General features: G+C 35.1%; 24 protein-coding genes and 1 pseudogene. 7 read left to right on the forward strand and 18 right to left on the reverse strand.

Features of this window, described 5'->3' with window-relative positions:
* Window positions 1–121 precede the first annotated feature (121 nt).
* The 7 genes from DET63_RS18675 to DET63_RS18705 all read right to left on the reverse strand — a co-directional run bounded on the left by DET63_RS18675 (window position 122) and on the right by DET63_RS18705 (window position 7,837).
* A complete protein-coding gene (locus DET63_RS18675; RefSeq protein WP_113937464.1) occupies window positions 122–487 on the reverse strand; it encodes a carboxymuconolactone decarboxylase family protein in 366 nt (121 codons plus the stop codon).
* Window positions 488–611: 124 nt separating this feature from the next.
* On the reverse strand, window positions 612–2,102 hold the full coding sequence (locus DET63_RS18680; RefSeq protein WP_113937465.1) for an alanine/glycine:cation symporter family protein: 1,491 nt from the start codon (window positions 2,100–2,102) through the stop codon (window positions 612–614).
* Window positions 2,103–2,267: 165 nt separating this feature from the next.
* Complete coding sequence (locus DET63_RS18685) at window positions 2,268–3,752, reverse strand: aldehyde dehydrogenase family protein (protein WP_113937466.1); 1,485 nt, start codon at window positions 3,750–3,752, stop codon at window positions 2,268–2,270.
* A gap of 18 nt (window positions 3,753–3,770) precedes the next feature.
* Entirely contained in the window at window positions 3,771–4,667 is an 897-nt protein-coding gene (dapA, locus tag DET63_RS18690; protein ID WP_113937467.1) for a 4-hydroxy-tetrahydrodipicolinate synthase, read from the reverse strand.
* 22 nt (window positions 4,668–4,689) lie between these two features.
* A complete protein-coding gene (locus DET63_RS18695; RefSeq protein WP_113937468.1) occupies window positions 4,690–5,631 on the reverse strand; it encodes a proline racemase family protein in 942 nt (313 codons plus the stop codon).
* Window positions 5,628–6,665 (reverse strand): proline racemase family protein, encoded by a 1,038-nt coding sequence (locus DET63_RS18700; protein ID WP_012261087.1) that lies wholly within the window; start codon window positions 6,663–6,665, stop codon window positions 5,628–5,630. The genes DET63_RS18695 and DET63_RS18700 overlap by 4 nt, the downstream gene beginning before the upstream one ends.
* On the reverse strand, window positions 6,662–7,837 hold the full coding sequence (locus tag DET63_RS18705; RefSeq protein ID WP_113937469.1) for an NAD(P)/FAD-dependent oxidoreductase: 1,176 nt from the start codon (window positions 7,835–7,837) through the stop codon (window positions 6,662–6,664). Before DET63_RS18705 ends, DET63_RS18700 begins: the two co-directional genes overlap by 4 nt.
* A gap of 182 nt (window positions 7,838–8,019) precedes the next feature.
* Here DET63_RS18705 and DET63_RS18710 point away from each other — a divergent pair, with 182 nt between their 5' ends.
* The 4 genes from DET63_RS18710 (at window position 8,020) to DET63_RS18725 (ending at window position 11,597) form a co-directional block, all read left to right on the forward strand.
* The gene (locus tag DET63_RS18710) at window positions 8,020–9,681 is read left to right on the forward strand and encodes a sigma-54 interaction domain-containing protein (protein ID WP_113937470.1); all 1,662 of its coding nucleotides are present in this window, start codon (window positions 8,020–8,022) and stop codon (window positions 9,679–9,681) included.
* 73 nt (window positions 9,682–9,754) lie between these two features.
* Complete coding sequence (locus DET63_RS18715) at window positions 9,755–10,027, forward strand: (2Fe-2S)-binding protein (protein ID WP_113937471.1); 273 nt, start codon at window positions 9,755–9,757, stop codon at window positions 10,025–10,027.
* Window positions 10,024–10,356: a (2Fe-2S)-binding protein gene (locus tag DET63_RS18720; protein WP_113937472.1), complete on the forward strand. Its 333-nt coding sequence runs from the start codon at window positions 10,024–10,026 to the stop codon at window positions 10,354–10,356. Before DET63_RS18715 ends, DET63_RS18720 begins: the two co-directional genes overlap by 4 nt.
* Window positions 10,353–11,597 carry an NAD(P)/FAD-dependent oxidoreductase gene (locus tag DET63_RS18725; RefSeq protein ID WP_113937473.1) on the forward strand — a complete coding sequence of 415 codons (1,245 nt, stop codon included), beginning with the start codon at window positions 10,353–10,355 and terminating at the stop codon, window positions 11,595–11,597. Before DET63_RS18720 ends, DET63_RS18725 begins: the two co-directional genes overlap by 4 nt.
* Window positions 11,598–11,666: 69 nt before the next feature.
* On the opposite strand, the gene DET63_RS18730 is transcribed toward DET63_RS18725, so the two are convergent.
* From DET63_RS18730 to DET63_RS18740, 3 genes are all read right to left on the reverse strand, one after another.
* Window positions 11,667–12,389, reverse strand: a complete 723-nt coding sequence (locus tag DET63_RS18730) for a hypothetical protein (RefSeq protein ID WP_002142100.1) — start codon at window positions 12,387–12,389, stop codon at window positions 11,667–11,669.
* 156 nt (window positions 12,390–12,545) lie between these two features.
* The gene (locus tag DET63_RS18735; RefSeq protein WP_000447767.1) at window positions 12,546–12,854 is read right to left on the reverse strand and encodes a YxcD family protein; all 309 of its coding nucleotides are present in this window, start codon (window positions 12,852–12,854) and stop codon (window positions 12,546–12,548) included.
* On the reverse strand, window positions 12,842–13,291 hold the full coding sequence (locus tag DET63_RS18740) for a hypothetical protein (protein ID WP_002085037.1): 450 nt from the start codon (window positions 13,289–13,291) through the stop codon (window positions 12,842–12,844). Before DET63_RS18740 ends, DET63_RS18735 begins: the two co-directional genes overlap by 13 nt.
* Before the next feature lie 257 nt (window positions 13,292–13,548).
* Here DET63_RS18740 and DET63_RS18745 point away from each other — a divergent pair, with 257 nt between their 5' ends.
* Complete coding sequence (locus DET63_RS18745) at window positions 13,549–14,313, forward strand: DUF1836 domain-containing protein (protein ID WP_002065900.1); 765 nt, start codon at window positions 13,549–13,551, stop codon at window positions 14,311–14,313.
* Window positions 14,314–14,506: 193 nt separating this feature from the next.
* Here DET63_RS18745 and DET63_RS18750 read toward each other — a convergent pair whose 3' ends face one another.
* The 3 genes and pseudogenes from DET63_RS18750 to DET63_RS18760 all read right to left on the reverse strand — a co-directional run bounded on the left by DET63_RS18750 (window position 14,507) and on the right by DET63_RS18760 (window position 17,046).
* Window positions 14,507–15,346 (reverse strand): metallophosphoesterase family protein, encoded by an 840-nt coding sequence (locus DET63_RS18750; protein ID WP_113937474.1) that lies wholly within the window; start codon window positions 15,344–15,346, stop codon window positions 14,507–14,509.
* A 40-nt stretch (window positions 15,347–15,386) separates the two neighbouring features.
* A pseudogene (locus DET63_RS18755) lies at window positions 15,387–15,893 on the reverse strand (GNAT family N-acetyltransferase).
* Between the two features lie 37 nt (window positions 15,894–15,930).
* The gene (locus tag DET63_RS18760; RefSeq protein ID WP_113937475.1) at window positions 15,931–17,046 is read right to left on the reverse strand and encodes an HD domain-containing protein; all 1,116 of its coding nucleotides are present in this window, start codon (window positions 17,044–17,046) and stop codon (window positions 15,931–15,933) included.
* A 282-nt stretch (window positions 17,047–17,328) separates the two neighbouring features.
* Between DET63_RS18760 and uptA the strand changes: the two genes are divergently transcribed.
* Window positions 17,329–17,934, forward strand: coding sequence for an undecaprenyl phosphate transporter UptA (gene uptA, locus DET63_RS18765; RefSeq protein ID WP_016101251.1), 606 nt, complete (start codon window positions 17,329–17,331; stop codon window positions 17,932–17,934).
* A 28-nt stretch (window positions 17,935–17,962) separates the two neighbouring features.
* Here uptA and DET63_RS18770 read toward each other — a convergent pair whose 3' ends face one another.
* Entirely contained in the window at window positions 17,963–18,460 is a 498-nt protein-coding gene (locus tag DET63_RS18770; protein ID WP_002136771.1) for a DinB family protein, read from the reverse strand.
* Between the two features lie 145 nt (window positions 18,461–18,605).
* On the opposite strand from DET63_RS18770, the gene DET63_RS18775 reads away from it, so the two are divergent.
* Window positions 18,606–18,830, forward strand: coding sequence for a hypothetical protein (locus DET63_RS18775; RefSeq protein ID WP_002032598.1), 225 nt, complete (start codon window positions 18,606–18,608; stop codon window positions 18,828–18,830).
* Between the two features lie 47 nt (window positions 18,831–18,877).
* Here DET63_RS18775 and dltD read toward each other — a convergent pair whose 3' ends face one another.
* The 4 genes from dltD to DET63_RS18795 form a co-directional block, all read right to left on the reverse strand.
* Window positions 18,878–20,059: a D-alanyl-lipoteichoic acid biosynthesis protein DltD gene (dltD, locus tag DET63_RS18780; protein ID WP_016095607.1), complete on the reverse strand. Its 1,182-nt coding sequence runs from the start codon at window positions 20,057–20,059 to the stop codon at window positions 18,878–18,880.
* A 269-nt stretch (window positions 20,060–20,328) separates the two neighbouring features.
* A complete protein-coding gene (locus tag DET63_RS18785; RefSeq protein ID WP_002136774.1) occupies window positions 20,329–20,862 on the reverse strand; it encodes a GNAT family N-acetyltransferase in 534 nt (177 codons plus the stop codon).
* Between the two features lie 113 nt (window positions 20,863–20,975).
* Window positions 20,976–22,598, reverse strand: a complete 1,623-nt coding sequence (locus DET63_RS18790; RefSeq protein ID WP_113937476.1) for a peptide ABC transporter substrate-binding protein — start codon at window positions 22,596–22,598, stop codon at window positions 20,976–20,978.
* Between the two features lie 20 nt (window positions 22,599–22,618).
* Window positions 22,619–23,620, reverse strand: a complete 1,002-nt coding sequence (locus DET63_RS18795; RefSeq protein ID WP_113937477.1) for a C40 family peptidase — start codon at window positions 23,618–23,620, stop codon at window positions 22,619–22,621.
* Between the last annotated feature and the right edge of the window lie 13 nt (window positions 23,621–23,633).

Below are 23,633 nucleotides of genomic sequence, written 5' to 3' on the forward strand. Positions count from 1 at the left end.
ATTCAAGAAAAATTAAACCACCTATCCCCTAAAGAATTTAGGGAACAGATGGTTTAGGTGTTTTGATAGGTGTCCCGTTTTCGGGGTTCACTTCATTTTTTCAAGGAGGGCTTTTTCTTGTTTAATGACTTTGATGTTTCAATTCCACCAGACATTCTTGTACTAAGGTTACTGCCTGACTCATTGCAGCTCCCCCAGCAAACGCGGCTGAAACACCACAAGCTTCTAAAATTTCTTTATCAGAACATCCTTGGTCGATACAGCCCTTCGTATGATAAATCGTACAATATTCGTCTTGTGTTGCTAAACTAATCCCTAATGCAATGAGCTGCTTTTCTCTTTTAGTTAATGTACCCTCCTGAAAACATGCTTGTGTAAAAGCGTTATATGTTTCTGCAATTTCAGGGATTTGTTGCGTAAAATTCCCTATACCTTCTTTGTAATGAAGTAATACATCATTTATAGATCCATATTGTTGATTTTCCATCGTATATCCTCCATTCATTTTATTCACACTTACTTTAGTATGAGATAAAATGAAGGACATATACAAATATTTACCTTAAAAATAGAATGAATTTTCAGTTTATTTAACTTTTAAATTTGCACGTCTACAGTTTCAGCTCATTATCCACCGACACTTTTTCTTTAGAGCTTATCCTTTCAACCTCTTTACTACGCTCTTCCCAAATCGTTAAACCTTCAATTCCTACTTTTTTAGGATCAAAAACCGGATCTTTTCCTTCTTTTTTCTGCGTTTCATAATCTTTTAACACTTTTAATGCAGTTTTGCTTAACAATAGGATTGCTATAAGGTTTAACCATGCCATACTACCAATTCCTAAATCTCCGAGGTTCCATAAAAACGAAGCTGATTCTACACTACCGATGTATACCATAATTAAAAATCCAATTTTTAATACTGGTTTTAACCAGCTATATTTGAGCCCACGATCTAAATAAGTAAGCGTCGTTTCAGCGATATAGTAATAAGCAAGCAAAGTTGTAAATGCGAAGAAGAAGATTGCGATTGAAATAAATATTGGACCAAATCCGGTCATAACAGTTTCAACTGCTTGTTGTGTATAAATTGGACCTGCTTCCACATTTCCTATATTCCGTACAATTGCGCTTTTCCCTTCAGGTATAACATTATACATACCTGTTATTAATATCATAAGAGCTGTCGCTGTACATACTACAATTGTATCGATATATACAGAAAAAGCTTGCACTAACCCTTGTTTTGCAGGATGCGATACTTCAGCAGCTGCAGAGCTATATGTTGCTTCTCCTACACCAGCAACGTTTGAAAATACTGCACGCTTTACTCCCCATGCAATAGCTGCCCCAACGATTCCTCCAAACATTTCATTTACACCAAATGCACTTGAGAAAATTAAAGCAAACATACTTGGAATTTCCGTTATATTCGCAATTAATACGATACATGTAACAATTACATACCCAATTGCCATAAATGGAACTAACATTTGTGAAACGCCTGCAATTCTCTTTACTCCACCAAAAATAATCGCTGCCAATAATACAACTAAAAATATACCAGTTATATATTTGCTAATACCATTAGAATTTTCAAATCCAACTGCGATACTACTCGATTGAATACCTGGTAATAAAACGCCATATGATAGTGTTACAACGACCGCTACAATGACCGCAAACCATTTCATTTTCAAGCCTTTCTCAATGAAATATGGCGTACCACCACGGTATTCATTGCCTACTTTACTTTTATATACTTGTGCTAATGTTGATTCAACAAATGCACTAGCTGCTCCTAATAATGCCATCACCCACATCCAAAATACAGCTCCAGGTCCGCCGAAAGCGATAGCTGTCGCTACTCCTGCGATATTACCAATTCCAACCCTACCTGATAACGCCAAACAAAATGCTTGAAAGGATGATATCCCAGTCTCCGAGCTCTTCCCTTCAAATAATAGTTTAATCATCTCCTTAAAATAGCGAATTTGTAAAAAACGAGTTGCAATTGTGAAATACACTCCTGCTCCTAATGCGAAAACAACTAAGCCAATACTCCAAACTTGCCCTACTAACCATTCTACTAACTGCTCCATCCAAATCCCCCTTATCATTCTTTTGAAAAAGCAATTTTATATATAAGAAAACGGACAACCTTTATCCTACCTACCAGTTGTCCGCATCTCTTACTATATTTCATCATTCTTTTATTCTTCTATCCTGCTATTCGCAGGCAGTAAAGCTCCTCAGCGAATAGCGTTTCACTTTATATTTACCCAAACACTTTTCACTTCTGTATAGTTATCAAGCGCATACGAACCTAACTCACGTCCAACACCAGATTGCTTATATCCACCAAATGGTGCAGCTGCATTTTCTAAGTTATAATCATTAATCCACACTGTTCCTGCCTTTAATTTATTGGCAACTTGATGTCCGGTTTTAATATTTTGTGTCCATACGCCCGCAGCAAGCCCGTAAGACGAGCGATTTGCTCTTTCAATTACTTCTTCTGTCGAATCGAACGGGAGTACAACGACAACTGGTCCGAAAATTTCTTCCTTAACGATTGTCATATTGTCTGTAACATTTGTGAATACTGTTGGCTGTACAAAATAACCTTTTTCAAATGCACGTTCACCGCCCGCTGCAACAGTAGCACCTTCAGCTCTTCCTTGTTCAATGTAATTTAGCACACGCTCTTGTTGTTTTTTAGATACGAGCGGTCCCATTTCAGTTTCCGCCTCCATACCTGCTCCAAGCTTCACGTTATTTGCCATTTTCACAAGTTCATTTACGACTGTTTCATAATGCTTTCGATGAACGAAAACTCGAGATCCTGCGCTACAATTTTGACCATGATTATACATAATTCCTTGGAACGCACCGTTAATCGCTTCTTCTAAGTCAGCATCTTCTAAAATGATGTTTGGTGACTTACCACCAAGTTCTAATGTTACATGTTTAATTGTTTCTGCAGATTGACGCATAATGTATTTCCCTGTAACTGTTGAACCTGTGAAAGCTACTTTATCAATATCATGATGGTTTACAATTGCAGCTCCTGCTTCAGGTCCGAAACCTGGTACAAAGTTTACGACACCGTTTGGAAAACCAGCTTCTTTAAAAAGCTTCGCTGTATATAGTAAAGATAAAGGTGTTTGCTCTGCTGGTTTTAATACAATCGTACAACCTGTCGCAAGAGCGGCTCCCATTTTCCAAGAAGACATAACGAGCGGAAAATTCCACGGAATAATTTGACCTACAACGCCAACCGGTTCATGGCGTGTGTAATTTAAATAATCTTTTGAAATTGGAATTGTTTGCCCGATAATTTTTGTAGCCCATCCCGCGTAATAGCGGTAATTTTCTACAGTCGCTGCAATATCATCATCAAGTGCTACTTGATATGGTTTTCCATTATCTAAAGCTTCCAGCTGTGCTAATTCTTCTCTATGCTCTTCAATTAAATCTGCTAATTTATAAATAAGATGTGCTCTTTCAGCAGTAGTCATCTCTGCCCACGGGCCTGATTCAAAAGCAAATCTTGCCGCTTTTACTGCGATATCAACATCATCTTCTTGCGCTTCACATACAACCGCTAGAACGTCTTCTGTCGCTGGATTGTATGTTTCAAACGTCTTCCCACTAATAGAAGGAACAAATTCGCCATTAATAAACATTTTAATTTCTTCATTTAAAAACGCTTTCACTTTTGGTTTCAGCTCAATGTTTGTCGTTAACATATATACTCTCCTCCTTATTTAAACAGCTGCATGAGCTGCAATTTCTGATAAAATCGTTTGAAGCTTTTGATCTTCTTCTTCCGTTAATCCTAATCTCGGATAGCGAGAAGGTCCTCCGACTTGCCCATGTAATTCCATTGAACGTTTAACGATTTGCACATACTTTCCTGATCCTTCAAGAAACTCACAAAGAGGTAAAATAGCATCGTTCATTTCCCACGCTTTTTCTAATTCACCATTTTGAAAATGCTCATACATTTTCGTAACGAGTCCTGGAACGATATTTCCTGCTACTGAAACCCATCCCGATGCACCAACTAAATAAGATTCCATAACTAAATCTTCAGATCCACAGAAGACTTGAAAAGCACCTTCGCCTTGTCTTACTAAATCTCTCGCTTTTCGAATATCTCCGCTAGATTCTTTAATATGTGTAACATTTTCACATTCTTTTCCAATACGGAGCATTAGCTCTGTACTCATATCAACACCAGAAGTAAATGGATTATTGTATAGCATAATTGGTATATTTACAGCGTTTGAGATTTCTTTAAAATGAAAATAAATTTCCTCTTCTTTCGGTTTACAGTAATACGAGTTTATAATTAAGGCACAATCTGCTCCGTGCGCTTCTGCATGTTTCGTATATTCAATCGTTTCTTTCGTCGTCTCCGCAGCAGTTCCAATAATAACTGGAATACGGCCATCAACTTCTTTTAATACTGTTTCTACCATGTTAAATCGTTCTTCTTTTGATAAACTAACAAATTCTCCCGTACTTCCATTAATAATAATTCCAGCTACTTTTTGCTCAATAAAGTAGTTTACGTTTTGTTTTACACCTTTCCAATCAATCTCTTGAAACTCATCCATTGGTGTTATTAATACTGGAAATGCCCCTTTAATATTTTGCATCTTTATCTCTCCCTTTAACATATTATTTTAATAAGAAACCTGTTGGAAACGGATCGGTAGGATCTAATATAAATGTTTGCATACCTGTAATAAACCCTCTACTTTCAAATCGGAAAATGTATCCGAGTTCTTCTTTCTTCACTTTTTCTACTGTTATAAAGCTATTAAAAATACTTTCATTTTTAAAAGGTTTATCCGCTATATATTCATTTTTAAATAAAGCATGAACATAAGACACAATAGTAGAAACAAAACCTGGTGAACGTACTATAAAGTTATCTTCATGAAATGTAATCGACTTTATATGGTTCTTTTCTTTTTGCATAGAATCTACTAAAATAAGTCTTTTTATTAATGACTGTTTTTGTATATTTTGAAGTGTAGCTTCACCCCATTTTTTTAATTTAGAGATGTTTTCAATACTGATTTCTGGCGAATACGTATCCTTTTCTACAACTGCATATACTTTATCTGCCTGTATGAGAGAGTAACTTATATTACCAATCTTTAAATTTTTTTCAATCATATAACATAGTTTACTTTCAAACGAAACAGATACAACTTCATCATTCTCTACATATGCATCCACTGAAAATATGCCAGATAGCGTTTCGATTTTGTATTGATTAGACTCTCTCTTTTTTAAATACCCGCTTTCTAGTAACATCGTTATTACTGCGACAATGCCTCCGTAATGAAGAAGAATGGATCCTTCATGATTAAAAAACAATACAGCTGCATCCACTTCATTATGAATAGAAGGAACGACAATACACCCATTTAAACCGATAAAACCACGTGGTTCATTTAATAAAAGCTTCATTTCTTCTGCTAATTCACCTGAAAATTGTTCGTTTAATTGCTCCAAACTGTAATAGTATTTGCATGGTACGTCTTTCATTACACGAAACGCCTCGCCATTTACGTGTACGTCTACTGCTGTATACATTTTTTGAATATTCATTTTACATCCTCCGTTTCATGTTCCATCGGCGGAATTAGCAAAAAGCCTTCTTTAAGTGGATCCTTTTCATTGTAAAAAAATCTATGCATACCCATAAGCCAAGCTGATCCTGTAATTTTCGTTATTACAGCTTCAATATTTTCCACATATGTCGTATTTATGACACACCCTTTAAATAATGAGCCAACGATACTCTCATGAATAAACTCTTCATCGATTTTAATTTTTTTATGAGCGTATAATACAGCTAACTTCGCTGATGTTCCTGTGCCACATGGAGATCGATCAATTCCTCCTGGCGGAACAACAACTGTATTTTTCACATGCGCACTTTCATGAGTAGGATCCGTATAAAATTCAACATGTGTTAATCCTCTTATAAACGAATACTCTGGATGAATGATTTCAAACTTCTCATTAATTGTATTTCTAATATGAATCGCCTTATCAATGATTGTAGATGCGTTTTCTGGTACTAACTCTAAACCTACTGACTTCGCATCGATAATGGCATAAAAATTCCCTCCATACGCAATATCCGCCTCTACAGTTCCAATTTCTTCGACGTGTACAGAAATATTTTTCAGTAAAAAAGCTGGTATGTTACAGAAGGAGACTTCTTTCGCTTTCCCATCTTGAACAGAAATATCTACTTCAACTAAGCCAGCTGGTGTATCTAGCTTTAAAGAAGTAACCGGTTCAATTACTGGAATTAAACCTGATTCAACTAAAGCTGTACATACACCGATTGTATCGTGGCCACACATCGGCAAATATCCACCTGTCTCTATGTATATAACACCTATATCAGCTTCAGGATGACACGGATCTGTTAATAGTGCTCCTGACATTACATCATGACCACGTGGCTCATTCATTAACAATTTCCGAATCCAGTCATACTCCTTTTTCATATGTAACATCTTCTCTGCCATTGTCTCTCCAATTAACTTAGGAAGTCCGCTAATTAATGTCCTCGTTGGATTCCCTCCTGTATGTGTATCAATCGTCGTAAAGACTCTTTGTAACCTCATCCGTTTAACACCCTTTCTGTAAAACGACTCAAACGAAGTGGTTCAATAGGAATGATTGTTTCTTTTTCATTTAATAACTCTTCAATCACTTTTCCAGTAACTGCTGCAAGACTAATTCCATCACCTTCATGTCCTGCTGCAATAAAATAATTCGGAATATGTTCCACTCGTGAAATTATCGGCAAATGATCTTCTGTCCACGGGCGTAATCCAGCATATGAACGAATCACCATCATATCTGCCATTTTCGGATAAAAACGAATTGCTCTATTTGCAATACATTTAATAACCTCGTTATTTATCTTCGTATGAAACCCTACAAACTCTCTACTACTACCAATTAAAAAATTTTGGCTTTCTGTCGGTTCAAATACAAGAGCTACCCCGTATTTCTCAGTTAAAGCATCCACTTTTCGTTTTCCACCAAATTTAGAAATTAAATAACCAAATTCCATTACTTTACGGCAGCCAACGTGTTGTTGCCTTGAAGCTACAATAATATGTCCCTTTCTCGGTTCAATTGGGATATTCACATCTAACATCTGTCCAATTTTAGGAGCCCACACACCGGCTGCGTTCACCACTTGTTTCGCAGTAAACGTTCCATTTGTCGTTTCTACAATAAAGGAACCGTCTATATCTCTTTTCACTTCTTTAACTTCCGTATGATTAAAAGCTTTTGTACCAAATTTCTTCGATTCTGTAAGAAGTGAAAAAGCAAGAAGATATGGATTTACAGTTGAATCCGTTGCACATTCTAAACCACCCAATAAATCATCTGCAAAAAATGGTGATTCCTCTCTTATATCTTGCCTATCAAGCATTCGAAATGGTAAGCCAGCCTCTTTTTGACGATTTACCCATTGCTGTGCTGCCTCCATCTCTTCGTCTGATTCACAAACGAGAATGCTTCCTGGCGCTCTATATTCAAATGAGTGCTCCAACTCTTCACTTAATTCAGTTACTAAATTTTGACTTACTAACGACATTTGACTATCAAACCCTGGGTCTTTATCAATAGCCAAAATGTTCCCGTCACACCGTGAAGACGTCCCACTGACAAATTCCCCTTTTTCGATGATTGTTACGTCTCTTCCGTATTTTGATGTATAGTACGCGATAGAGCAGCCTATAATACCACCGCCTATTATTAAAACGTCACAGTGTCTCACATAGCGCCCCTCCTTTCTCCTAAATCTCTCACTTTCTATTTATGCAATTGGTGTGCCAACTCTACATACAGAACTATTTATATGAAATAATTTTTATTTGTAAAAATATTTTAAATTTATCGTAAATAGGTGTATTATTTTTTTATCACTGTCTAAATTTTTATACATAATAGGAGGGCAATATGGCATTTTCATTCCCAACAATAAAAGAGTTTATAAAAATTTTATCAATTGATCGTACAAGTATCGTTAAGCGCATGAAACAGGTAGGTGAAAAATTTTATTACCTCCATTCACCTACTGAGGAATGGAGGTGCACAGTTATATATGAAGATGACTCTTTCACTACTTTAATCGACGCATTTTCTCATGAACTAGCCGTTGTCATCATTAAAGAAAATCAAGAGCCTTTATGCTGTATAACTGCTCAGCAACTGATTCCTTTTCTTTATAAGTATTACAATGAACTACTAGCTTTTTATAACACTGTTATTCAAACGTCTGATTCTTCTGTTACAGTCATCGATGATAAAGAATGCGTTCGTACTTGGACAGATGGCGCTGAAAAGATTTTTTCAGTGAACCATAATGAAATTATCGGACAACCCATCACCCGTTTTTTTGATTATAAAGATTTAGAAATTCTGCAATCATTACATGACGGAAAAAGCATAATTGCTCAGTTCCATCAGCCACGTCCAGATTTGTTCGTATTAATTAATTCAAACCCAGTTTATTGCAACGATAAAATTATTGGAGCAGTCGTTTCAGAAACGGATGTTACAAATCAAGTCGTATTAAATGAAAAACTATTTAATATGTCGCATGAAATGCACCGTTTAGAACAAGAAGTAGCAAAATATAAAGATACATCCGACCCTTTCCTTGCGATGAATGGAAAAAGCCCTGTTATACAAAGAACGATTCAATTAGCTAGAAAGGTTTGTTCAGTGAAATCTACGGTCTTAATACTCGGAGAAAGCGGAGTTGGAAAAGAAGTGTTTGCGAAAGCAATTCATGAAGCAAGCGAAACAGCAAATGCCCCTTTCATTTCAATTAACTGCGGCGCAATCCCAGAAGCGTTATTTGAAAGTGAATTATTTGGTTACGAGCGCGGGGCGTTTTCTGGTGCAAATAGTAAAGGTAAGAAAGGTAAAATAGAACTTGCACAAGGCGGTACTTTATTCCTCGATGAAATAGGCGAAATGCCGCTCGATATGCAAGTGAAACTTTTGCGTGTACTGCAGGAACGAAAGTACTACCGAGTTGGCGGAGAAAAAGAAATAAATATTGATTTCCGCATTATCGCTGCTACAAACCGTGATTTACAAGAAGAAATGAGAAAAGGAACTTTCCGAGAAGATTTATACTATCGCTTAAATGTAGTTAGCTTGCTTATTCCACCGCTGCGCGAAAGACGAGAGGATATTATCGAATTGACGTACTCCTTTTTAAACGATTTTTCAATAAACTATAACAGGCCTATTCGAGACTTACCTTCAAATATTATGCATGAACTACTTCATTACAATTGGCCTGGTAATATTCGCGAGCTCCGAAACGTAGTTGAAAGACTCGTCGTATTTGCGACAGACGGCATTATTAAACAAGAATATTTACCATTTCATACAAATGAAACTTTAGACAATCATACAGCTCACTCCCTATTACTCAGCAACAATAATACGATTCTTTCTTTACAAGAAGAAATGGATGAGCACGAGAAAAAGGTAATTGAAAGAGCTTTACGTATTTTAGATGGTAATAAATTAGAATGTGCGAAACAACTTGGCGTAACAAGGGCCACTTTATATAACCGTTTAAAAAGACTGGGGTTACAATAATCCCTCTCCACCTCTATATTGGCATAGTTTTTGCATAATAATTTATGTAAACCGAACTAGAGGAGGAATACATATGACGAATAAAGAGAACTTAATTGTTTGTCGTTGTGAAGAAGTTACATACGGACAACTTCAATCGACAATTGCTGAATACAAATGCTCGGCAAGAGAATTAAAACTAAGAACACGTGCTGGCATGGGATTTTGTGGTGGTCGCACATGTAGAATGATGATAGATCGAATGATTGAAAGTACAAACCCTGACATAACTCCCAATGAAATTTCATTAAAATATCAGCCACCCGTGCGTGTAGTTACTTTTGGAGCGGTAGGTGAAAATAAATGAGTAGAATTACAGATCACCCTATTTTAGGTAGTTTAAATAATAGTGAACGCATCACTTTTCAATTTAACGGTCAACAATACGAAGCTTATGAACACGAAACGATAGCTGCTGCCTTGCTAGCAAACGGAATACGAACTTTAAGGGTCCATGAAGATAGCGGGACACCACGAGGTATCTATTGTAATATCGGGCATTGTTCAGAATGCCGCGTGACAGTAAATAATCAATCGAACGTACGAGCATGCTTAACAATTGTAGAAGACAATATGGTTGTTGAAAGTGGAAAACAGCATCCGAATATCGTGAGAGAGATGGTGAAAAAGCGATGATCGATGTAATTATTATTGGCGCAGGACCAGCAGGATTATCAGCGTCTATCTCTTGTGCCCATTTTGGACTTAACGTACTTGTTATTGATGAATTTATGAAGCCGGGCGGGAGATTGTTAGGTCAGTTGCATCAAGAGCCTACTGGGGAATGGTGGAACGGAATAGAAGAATCAAAGCGCCTTCATGAAGAAGCAAAATCCCTTTCAGTCGATATTCGGTGCGGTGTTTCCGTATATAACTTAGATGAAGATGAGGGGTCTTGGTTCGTGCATACAAATATCGGTACGTTAGAAGCACCGTTCGTACTAATTGCTACTGGGGCTGCTGAGTATTCCATTCCCCTTCCTGGCTGGACACTTCCAGGAGTTATGTCAATTGGAGCAGCTCAAGTTATGACAAATGTTCACCGCGTTCAAGTTGGTAAAAAAGGAATCATTATCGGTGCTAATATTTTGTCATTCGCCATTTTAAACGAATTGCAATTAGCTGGAATCACAGTGGATCATATTGTACTCCCTGAAAAAAGCGAATTAAGCCAAAAAGCCGGTGAACCAGAAGAAGTTTTAAACTCACTCTTAAATTCGGCTCACCTCGCCCCATCTCCCTTCCTACGTATAGGTAGCCGTTTTATGAAATATGATTGGATTCGAAAAGTTGGATTAATATTTTATCCAAATAGCGGCATGAAAATAAACGGGACGCCGCTTCATCTTCGTAAAGCTGCACTTGAGATTATCGGAGCGGAACAAGTTGAAGGTGTTCGTGTTGCTAACATTGACTCTAAAGGGAATATTATTAACGGATCAGAAAAGATATATGAGGCAGACTTCGTTTGTATAGCCGGAGGTTTATATCCGCTTGCTGAGCTTGCGGCTGTAGCGGGATGCCCTTTCCATTACATTCCAGAATTAGGCGGACATGTTCCACTTCATTCAGAAGAAATGGAAACCCCTCTTCCAGGTTTATTTGTAGCTGGAAATATTACTGGAATTGAAAGCGGAAAAATCGCGATGGTGCAAGGAACAGTCGCTGGATATTCAATCGTAAAACAAGCTAATAAAACATCTAATTCGGTTGAAAAACATTTACAACAAGCAATTCAAAATGTTCACACTGTACGTCAGAAAGCTGCGATTCAGTTTAATCCGATGGTTGATGTTGGTAGACGGAAGATGAATGAACTTTGGCGTGATTTTCATTCTAAAAAGGATACTTCATATAAGCAACAAGAAATTATTTAATATTCTTATACTACACTTTCTATGACAAAAAGCTCCCCTTATCAACAATAATAAGGGGAGCTTTTCAAATTATTTCACTTCAATTGTCCAATCACCATCTGCTTGAATAGTGAATATATGTATACCGTTTTCTTTTACAGGCATTTTTTTCGTTGTATCAGCTGCACCAATTTCATTAAATACTATACTATCATTTAATTCAACAATAAAATTACTTTCACCGTTCATATGTACACCATGTAACTCTTTCAAGCCTTTTTCAAGTTTTACAAAAACAGCATCAGATCCATGGCCACTAATTGTTCCCGGAGTTGTTATTACTTTATCCATTGAAATAGACTGTGACATATTAACTTTCCAATGACCATCCGCTGTAGGATTAATGAAATATTTACCGCTCTTTTTTATGAGAACTAACCTTTTTTCTTTTCCATTACCAATAAAATTTGAAAGTGAACCAGCGTCATTACCTTGTTCGTCTTTCAACTCAAGAATCGCATTACTTTCTCCTGTATGTTCTACCTCAGCAATGACAAATCCAGATTTCAATTCAAAAAAGTCAGAAGAATTCTCACCATCACCTTCTAATGACACATTATGATCTTGAGATAATCTCTCCACTGTACTTTTTTCTGTTATTTCTTTAGCTTTTGGACTAGTAGTTCCAGTTTGTTGTTCCACATTATTATCTTTCTTTTCGTTCGCTTGTACATCTTTCGTTTGTTCTGTTGAATTGCAAGCAGTTAAAGATAAACAAACCGTAGCTAATGCTACTAATAATTTATTTTTCATTATATCCTCCTATTAACATAAAATATTCTTGATTATAATAACATGCTTTTACCAATTCATTAGTTTATTAATAATTGGATTTTATCCCAAAAGAAGAAACATACTAACAATATGAATCCAAATAAAAAACTGTTAGAGCATACAGCTCTAACAGTTTTATTGTTCATTATTATTAAATTTCGCTAATGCGTAAATGCCTTCTTCATCATCTAATTCAAGTTGCAATCTTGCTGCAAATGAATTGACATTATATTCTCTATCTAGCAACAAGCGTAGTGCTTCGATTAAGTTTGCTTGAATTAAAATTTGCTGGCGACCATTTACCTCTACTTCTGCAGAGAAACCGTAGTCATCATCATACATTAGTTCAACTGAAACTTCTTCTGGACCAACTTGTCTTTTTTCAGCGATATATACGCAAAGCGCATTTATAAGCTCTTGTTCAGAAATTTTTATTGTTTCCATGCTACTTCATCTGCCTTTTTCTTACGTTGATCTTTGAAGTATTTAAATGCACGAACTGCTAACATTACGATACCAGCCATTAATAACATATTTACCATAAACGCTAATACAGAACCAAGAGCTCCCATATTTGCAAATAAGCTACCCATTAGTAAACCACCAAGACCACCTAGTAATAAACCTTTCATAAAGCCACCTTTATTACTTTTTGGCGCTGTGTTTGTTGCTTTTGTTTTTGAATCAGTTGTCGTTTTTTGTGAATTCACATTAGAATCTTTTTTGTTTAAATCAACTTTTGACTTTTGACCTGAACTTGGTGTATATGATTTTTTACCAGATTTGTAACTTTTCGCTGCCGCATGATCTACGAACATAAAGCTACTAGCCCCAAAGATAACCATGAATGCTGTCATTACTGCTACAAGTTTTTTCAACATATTATATCCATTCTCCTTTTATATAGATATATGTGAAATCTACCTTTCTAGTAAATTCAGAATGATAGATTTGTTTTAAAACCATTTTAAAGGTTCTTATGAACTTATTATATGAACTTTTGTCGAAATATGCAAGCATTATTTACTTACGACAATTTCATGACATAGGAAAAATTAAGCAAAACGGAATTGACTTTAAATGAAACAAAACATATTATAAGTTCATAAGAACTTTTTATAATTTTGGAGGTGAAAAGATGGAAACATTTCATCTCACACGAAACGAAATGGCAACGCTCCTTCTATCACTAAGAGGATGGAATACGAAGAAGCCTCTCGGCATTTTACAAGAAGCTTGGGCAAAGTCACATAAAAAAGATATTGAAAGCGGACAAAGCGTTACTGCTTTTATTACAACCGCACTTTCACCTATTTTTGAAAAATTGATTAAGATTGACGATACGGATGTCGGTTTTTCTTTAAATGAAATAGTTGCGCTTGGCAATCAGATTGAAAACACGAGTTTCTCTGTAACTGCTATGCAAAACTGGGTGAAACGAGATATAAAAGAAATGATTGGCTCACCTCAAAAAGGGAAAAAATACTCCATCGAACAAGCAGCATTACTATTCATTGTCGAAGATTTAAAAACAGCGCTTGATTTTGAATCTATTCGCAAACTATTACGACTCATCGTAAATGACCCGGCCGATCGAAGTGATGATTTAATTAATCCTCTTCATTTATATGTAGCTTATTCTTCTTTATTTGAAGAACTGAATCAAGGGAATTGCTTACAACTAAATGCTACAGATACAGTTCATACGATCGAAAATATCGTAAAAGAAAAGGCTGATAAAATAGCAAGTAAGTTCGATCAAATTAATAACGAACAACGCGAAGCAATTCGTAACGCTATTATTATCGCCACACTTTCTGTACATACCGCTTATGTACAAATGCTAGCAAAACGTTACGTTTCAGCAACGTTATTTTTACAAAATTTAGATGTGAAGCCGTAAAAAATAGGAGCAGAATTGCTTCTATTTTTTTTATAACAAAAAGGTATTTAATTTTAAAGACGAAAACAAGCATAACCCTGTCGTATATTGAGAACAGGGTTATGCTTATTTTCCCTCGATGTAAGATACTTAACTACACTAAACAATTTAATCAGAAATTCTTTTAAAATCTAAATTTCATTCCATTAGATTCCTAACCGATTTTTTCCATAAATCTAATTACTTCATCCCTATAATTGAATTTATCATTAATCTTTTGTAATAATTCAATATCATGAGTATGGGTTTTTCCTGTTTCGAGCAGTTCTCGATATAAATCAATATACGGAAGTTGTTTATTAATAGCATTTTTTAATTCCTTTTCTACATCATAAGAAATTTTTTTAAATCTCACCTCTGCAATCCCTGCCTCATCAATTTCAAGAATTGCATACTGAGCACGTAGGTCAGAGTTTAACTTGTCCCATCTGTAAAAAGGTTGTCCAATAGTTCCTGGGTTAATAATTAATTGATCATTGCTACTATAGCGTAACAATTGGTGATGGGTATGAGCGTAAATTGCAATATCATAATCATGATCAAATAACTGATCAAAATTTTCCTGATTATTAGTGGGCCATAAATCTCCTCCATAATTTTTATTTGGTAGATTATGACTAATACTGATAGATAAATCATTCACCCGTTTTGTTATATGTAATGGTAGATTTTTAATATGATTTATATAGTTTTTATCCAGATTTTCACATTGATACTGCACTAATCTAGAAACATAAATATCAGTAGCGTTATTAATATCAATGTTTTTATTAAGCACATCAAGAAAGCTATCTTCCCAATTCCCTTGAACATAAGTATCAACGTTAATACTCTCTAACATCTCAAATAAATCATTCGATCCAGGCCCAGGCATAATTAAATCTCCTAAAAACCAATAATCAGTCACACTTTCTTTAATAGAATCTTCGATAACTGCTTTTAAAGCAGTTGCATTACCATGGACATCGGCCAGTAAAGCAATTTTATGTTTCATGTATTTCATTTCCCTCCCTTAATTTACAGTACATTCAGAATTAATTATATGTAATTTTTTCCTCTTTCTTAATTCTATGCATATCATACACTTTCACTTGATTCTCTATATACGACTTTTCTTTTTTAAATCCAGCTTTCTCATAACAACGAATGGCCCTCTTATTATCTTCCCTAACTTGCAATACAACGGCTTGTATATCCGGATCTAAAAATGATTTACTAATAAAATACTTTGTAATCTCCGTTCCAAGCCCTTTTGAATATAAATTCGAAACACCAATGAGGATAGAGTATTCCATCACGCACGCATCGTCATATTGCTTCTTTTTTAATCCGACTCTCCCTATTACTTCATCCTCTACTACTATTACATGATAACTCGCATAAGACCGCGACAATTTTCCAGTCCAATACTGCCGAAGCTCTTCGATTGTATATCGCTTAAATGATTTCACATCTGCTATGTTATGTAAATATTCGTCGTTATATCATTCTAATATAATTGGCATATCATCCAATTCTAAAAGACGTTCTTTCCAATCCATATTTCCACCTCATTCATTTTTAAATTTTCGAACCAATTTAAATTGAATACGCATATTCTTTTTTAGGCAATTTTACTATCTCTTGAATGAAAGGTGATTGTTCTATAATATCCTCTAACTGATCATTACTATAAACATAAATACCACCCATGTATGAACTGTAAGCCTTTTTTTCAGTTATTACTGCTAAGGTGCTATTTTCCTTTTTAAAATCACCCTCTAGTCCCTTTTCAAATGATAAACTTTTAGAAGCTGAAAAATATAGCTGGATTAACGTCGCTATTTCTATGTCGTCTGATTTTGCAAAATACTTTATTTCATTTAAAATCATTTCATCTTGTAACGGAAGAAAGTCCTCTACTTCTAACCTCTCCCCTTTATGAAAGAAATTTTGTAACTCAGGAGTATAGAACGAAAGATTTTTCTCCTCTACCTTTTTAAAAATAGATTGTATTAATAAGTCTTTCCCTATTACAAATGGATGGCCAAAGCCATTATTGTAAAGCCCTTCTTTTATTTTCATTAGTTGTTCGATCAAAGGGATTCCTGATTCTTCAATAACAAGTTTACCGTTAATAAAACGCATATTAGCAATCAATTCTTCTATTCGTAAGCCCTCCAATTCAAGCGTGGAATAATATAAATCTCTATTCCAAAAATCTAATTGATCCATTCCTAATGAATTAAATAATAGCTCATCTATAATCGGAAAAACTCCATCTTCGGTTAAAGCTTTCGTTACATCTTCTAATAATCCAGAAGTCTGATTTAAAATCGTGCGTATTTCCTCATCCTCCTGAATCATTCGAACAGTCCAATCACCATGATCCTCACCTGATATTTGCTGAAAACAATGTGAATATGGACCATGTCCAACATCGTGTAGAAGGGCTACAGTAGATACTAACTTTCGCTCATATTCTGACAAATGAATGTCACCAATCTCCGTAAGATGTTCTATCACTTTATTAACTAGTACATATACACCTATTGAATGTTCGTTCCTCGTATGTATTGCGTTCTCGTGTAAAAAATATGTATGTCCTTGTTGTTTAATATGAGCCAACCTTCGAAACGCTTTCGTATCGATCAATCGTATAATATCTCTATCTTGAATAGTAATTGATCCGTAAATAGGATCTGTAAAACGCATAACTTCTCCCCCTTTTTAAATTCAACACTCACATCATTATACAAAATTTTCAGTCTACTAACCCTTTCATTCTCTTTAAATATGAGAAATTTTTAATAATCTTTTCATTATCTCTTCATGAAAACATGGCTTATATCCTTTACTATAATACTTATGAGAGACATAAAAGAATTGAAATGGCAATCCCCTATATAAATAAGGTATAATCTACATATAGTGAACCTTTTATATTGTTAAATAAAGGGGCTTATATTCAAAATTCATAAATTAGAAGGTGCAACAATGTTAAGTAGTTTTATTCATTCAGTATTAACATTTTTTGAAGGATTAGGTTATTGGGGCATTATGCTCGGACTTATGATTGAAATTATTCCAAGTGAGATTGTCCTTGCTTATGCGGGATATTTAGTATTCAATGGTAGTATCTCATTTGTAGGCGCAGTTATATTCGGTACAATTGGTGGTGTTATTGCCCAAATCTTTGTTTACTGGATTGGACGATATGGTGGTCGCCCTGTATTAGAACGTTACGGAAAGTATATTTTCATTCATAAAAAACAAATTGACGCTGCTGAAGATTGGTTTAATCGATACGGAACTGGCGTAATTTTCACTGCACGTTTCATTCCTATCGTTCGTCATGCGATATCAATTCCTGCTGGTATTACAAAAATGCCATTACTACGTTTCACTACATTAACAGCACTTGCGATCATCCCTTGGTCTATCATTTTCATTTATTTAGGTGAGAAACTAGGTGAAAATTGGGAGAATATTAACGATATTGCTGGACCGTATGTGAAATCGTTCGCTATCGGTGGCGTTGTACTTATACTTTTATATTTCGTAATAAAAAAGTGGACAAAAAAACGTGAAAATCTTGCTTAAGATTATAATAAAAACCGCTATAAATTCATTAAGAATTATAGCGGTTTTTATTATCGGCTTGATCATGTATTAGAAATTGTATTATTTCTTTTTTATGCTTTAAGTCATGCTCGATAAGTGATGAAAAATAATTATTTAACCTCAATTTTTTTGTGCCAAATTGATAGTCATTATTAAAATTCCGAGCAGGAATTCGCTCAATTTGGTCTACTAATTGTTTACGAGTAAAGCTAAATTGATCTATTAGTTCTTCTTTTGAAATACCAGACCTTGCATATTTTATTGCACCCTTATTCATTTCCTCAACATCTGTTGGAACGATAGGTACAGATTTCCCGCTTACAAAATATGAAATTCTATACTTCATTAGAAACTCATCCCAAACAATAAAATGTGAAATTACATCCGCAATTGCCCATGAACCTTTTTTAAATGGTTGAAACCATATATCCTCCGATATTCCATTCAATGTTTGGCACCATTCTATTAGATTTAACTTTTCTTCCAGAATCCTTCCTTTCTCCATAATGCACTCCTCTTCCACACAAATAATTCATTCATATTAATGATTTCTAGACATTTCATTAAAACCCTCCAGTTTAAGATTTACTTGGATAAGTTACAATTCATTTGTAATTTCGTATAGTAACTCAAAAAGGAGTGATCCCCCTATGCATTGGCAGCAAAAAGTACCATACTTAATCGGACGCCCTGTTGGTGTTTCTCTTATTAATGGGCAAGGAACTTCCGGCGTTTTATGCGGCGTTCAAAATAATCAATTATTTGTTTACGAATACCTTTACCAAGCCCAGTTCGCCATGAAACATTATGACTTTAGACAAATTCAAGATATACACGCCTTTCCAAATTGCCCACACCAAAATCCTCTATACTAAAAAACAGGAACGGCTTTATTGCCATTCCTGTTTCTATTGTTTATGCATTATTTTTCAGAGTAAAACTTCTGCACTGCTTCATCAAAATAGATCCATCCTTTCCAGCCTAAATGAATCGTATCTTTTAAGAAATACTTATCATATTCATGGCTAGAAAAATCGACTACTGGGTATCCTGCTTTCTCAACTTGATCGCGAACCTTATTGTAATACACATCACGACGTTCTTTTGGGAAACCAGCGTAATCATACCACGGTCCGTTTACAGGCACAGAAATAAAGAGTGGTTTTACATTTTTTTCTTTGAAAAGATCTAAAACAATTTGTAAGTCATCATATTCTGGTGAATCATCATACGATTCATTTGCTCTAAAGTTTTTTAAACCTTTTAATTTTTTCTTTAAATTATGTTTATAATAATATGGATTTTCAATTCCGAATGTATTTGTTGTGGATCCTACTTTACCTTCTTGTTCCGCATGTTTACGTGCATCTTCCCAAGAAAGCGAACGTAATCCCATATTTGTTTCCTCTTTCATCGGTTCGATCTTAAATAGAGAGTTAAATAAATCTCGATGATCTAAAATGTTCCGGTACATATACGCTAGCGGTTTAGCTAGTCCAGCTTTTATGTTATGTTTTGTATCGTTATATACAATACTTTCTAGCGAACTACTTAATATCGCATCCTTACGAACAACTTTATAATCTAGTAAACGTTTCGCGATTTTTTTCTTCATTTCAGGCTTTATTTCGTCATTAAAAATAAAGTGATAGGCTTGTTGTTTGGAGAAATTATTTGTAAAATCCCCTTGTGATACACCGGTTTTTGTAAACCATTGTGGTGAAAGAACAAAGACTACCTTTTTACCTTCTAATTCATCCATTGTAGACGTCATATTTAATATATGAGCCAAGCTTTGCGTGCCACCAGTCCCTATTAAAAATGGAGTAAAACCTGCTGGATTTACTTTAAAATAGTTAGATGGATGATATGCATCCATTCGTAAAAACTCTGATGAACCATACATCGGTAAATACTGCGAATTCTCTAACATTTTCTGTTGCAAGAAAACACTTTGTAATTTCTCTTTTTGTAAGGAAGTTGCTGCATCTTCTATCTTTTTATCGCTTAATAGTGATACTAAACTCTTAGATGGAATAAGCAATACAATGAAAAAAAGTACGCAGGCTAAAATAATTGGTCCGAAAGCATGCTTCATCTTCATCTGCTATTCCTCTTTCTAGTACTATTAAATTGTAACCCTTGTTTTTGACACGTCATCATTTTTCTCCTTTTTCTCTATACATGTTCCATTCTATTTATCTATTATTTACATGTATGTATTCCCTTTCTTTGCACTATTAAGTTAAATACTTATAGAGCAAGAAAGTGTTTCCAAAGAAACATGTTAATTATACAAGATTCTACATAAATTTCACACTGGAATTTTAGTAATAATTTTATTTTTAAACAGTGAAAAAACACGTAAAATGTCTATAATCCATCAGATGATGTATTGAGTTCAAAATATGATAATAAACGCCCACTATGATCAACATCTTGAGTATATGTAAAGCCTAGCTTTCGTAAAAGTTTTTTCGAATTCTCATTAGCTACTTTAACCCTAGCAATTATTCTTTTTAAATTCATCGTTTCTGTTGCATATTGAATGGAAGCCTCTGCTGCTTCTGACGCATATCCATTCCTCCAATACTCTGGATCAAGGAGATACATAATTTCTGTTTCACCTGTTTCATTTACCTTTCTTAAACCACAATGTCCTAATAACTGGCCTGTTTCATTTTTGAATAACAGCCATACACCAAAATCATACTGTTCCCAATGCAATATAAGTTGACTCATATAATCTTTAGTTTCATCTATTGACATACCTCTTGATTTAGCAAGCCATTGACCAACCGCTTCTTTTTTCAATATGTTATAAAATTGATCAACATCTTCTATATTCGGTTTTCTCATCACCAATCTTTTCGTATGTATTACTTTCCCCTTTACAAATACAGACATAGTGCCCCTCCTAATACTGTTTATAGACTAGTAAATTATACCATGAACTATCATCGGCTTTAACTAAGGAAAAACAGACTATCACATACGTGAAGTCTGTTTTTCCTCTTTCTTTACTTTTGTACGTCCGCCCATTTCAAGCTAGTTGCTGGACCAAATTGGTGAACATATAAATCTTTTACGTACGGTTTTTGTAAGTAAGATAATCCGCGCTGGAATACCGGTGCAATTACTGCATCATCAAGAAGTACTTTTTCAGCATCTTGCATTGCTTTCCAGCGAGCCTTTTCATCATTACCTAATTCAGTTTTAATCTTCTTAATTAACGCGTCATACTCTGGATTTGCATATCCTGTATTATTTACGGTACTTCCCGAAAGGAAAACTTCTAAGTATGTCATTGGATCTGGATAATCAGGTAACCAACGTGATAACGACATTTCGTATTCTTTTTTCTTCTCTAACGCTAGTTTTTGCGTATGTGGTTGTAATTTCACATTAACTTTTAGCCCTGGTAAGTTTTTCTCAAGCTGTTCTTTAATATATTCTCCTACTTTTTTAAAGTTCTCTAAGTCATAGTTTAATAGCTCTAACGTCACTTCATTTGTGCCCGTCTCTTGCTTCGCCTTTTCCCAATATTCTTTCGCTTGTTTTACATCAGTCTTATTAAACTCACCTACCGTACTTCTAAAGTCTTTCTTATCTGGTCCTTTTAAAAATCCTTTTGGTACGTAATAATTCGCAGCAACTGATCCATCATTTAAAAATGAAGTCGCAAGCCCTTTCTTATCAAACACTGTACTTAGCGCAAGCCTTGCATTTTTATTTTTAAGAATCGGTACACTTTCATTAAAACGGAAGAAGTACATAACCGGATCTGTATATTGTTTTAGCTCTTTATTGTTTTTATATTTATCTACGAATTCTGTTGAAATGACAGCTCTATCTACTTTATCTGTTTCATATAAATTTACCGAAGTTGAAATTTCTTTAACAATTTGGTAGTTTACTTCATCTAATTTCACTTCTTTTTTATCCCAATATTTATCGTTTTTCTTCATTGTAAAGCTCGCTTCGTGCTTCCACTCTGATAATGTAAATGGCCCATTATATATCGCTTTATTTGCCTCTAACCCGTATTTATCACCTTGCTCCTTCGCATATTTTTCATTAATTGGATAGAAAGATGGTAAAATGAGTAGTTTCGTAAAATACGGTACAGGATGTTCCAGCTCTACAACGAACGTTTTATCATCTTTTGCTTTCACACCTAATTCTTCTAAGCCTAATTGTTTCTTATTTATCTTCTCCGCATTTTTCACATCGTACGCGATATATGCATATTGAGAGGCTGTATCTGGATTTATAAGTTGCTTCCAAGCATATACGTAATCATGAGCTGTTACTGGATCGCCGTTAGACCATTTCGCATCACGCAAGTGGAATGTATAAGTCTTTCCGTCTTTACTCACTTCATATTTTTGTGCTCCAGCCTGGATCACTTCATCATTTTTCGATAAACGGAATAACCCTTCCATTACATTGTTTAAAACATTAAACGATACGGCGTCTGTTACTTTTCCGGAATTTAGTGACGGAATTTCACCCGTTTCTAATAGTTGCAATACTTTCTTCTCATCTTTCGGCTTTGTAGCTGTTTTTTCTTTAGCACAGCCTACTAAAAATGAAGATACAAGTAGAGTACTAACTAATGAGTAGCGAACAACCTTCTTCATATAAAGCCCCCCTATCTTTTTTAAGGTAAGTAACGACGAGCACCAGCGTATTCTTCTATATATCCTGGTGTATTTAGCGGTATAATTTCTACCGATCTTTCAGCTCTTGGTGAGTGAATCATATTTCCATCACCAATATACATGGCAACGTGATGAACACTACCTTTTCCTTGATTATGTGCAAAGAATATTAAATCGCCCTTTTGTAGGTTTTCTTTATCAACCGCAATTCCTGCTTTTGATTGTGGCCCAGAATCCCTCGGTATTGTAATGCCATGTGATTTATAAATCGTATGTGTAAATCCAGAGCAATCAAATCCAAAACCACTTGTACCAGCCCATATATACGGTAATCCTAAAAACATTTTTCCGGTGTTTATTAAGTCATCAGCGGTTGGAGTCGGAATATCATTTTGAGAATGGTAAACAGTTCCATCATTTTTCCGTAGCCACGCCTTCTGACCATTTGGCAATAATACGCGGTATGAAATCGTATCTTCACTTAGTAGCGGTAATCGCGTATTATAGCTGACTTCAAGCGATTTATGTTTTTCAGAAGGGTTAATATATACAATTGCTGTCGGTTTCGTTATTAATACGAAAGGTTCGTTTGTTTTATCTACAAATTCTTGATTATACGTTAATTGTTTTTCAGGCATCCACCCTGGATACCCTTCTTCATTTCGCGGCGTTGGCTGTCCGTGCACTAGTACTTTTACCCAATCACCTTTTTTATCAATTACTGTTACTTCTTGACCGAGTAGCGCTTGCGTTTCTAATTTATTTGCACTCGTTAACCAAAGCTTCTCATCTAGCGTCATTGATTTCGTCCACTTCCATAAATCAACTGGATTTGTTGCGCTCGGTGCATCAATTGGGCGTAATGAGTCAGGTGCAGTCCATAACGTTGCAGCAGATACATCTATAAATGCTTTATTATCCTTCTTATCTTCAGCATTTGCCGATGTAAACGATGAAAATATAAATAAGGTTGTCAAAAATGCAGTTCCTACTTTTTTCATATATATCCCCCTT

It is taken from the genome of Bacillus sp. DB-2, from assembly GCF_003315125.1.
Classification (GTDB): domain Bacteria; phylum Bacillota; class Bacilli; order Bacillales; family Bacillaceae_G; genus Bacillus_A; species Bacillus_A mycoides.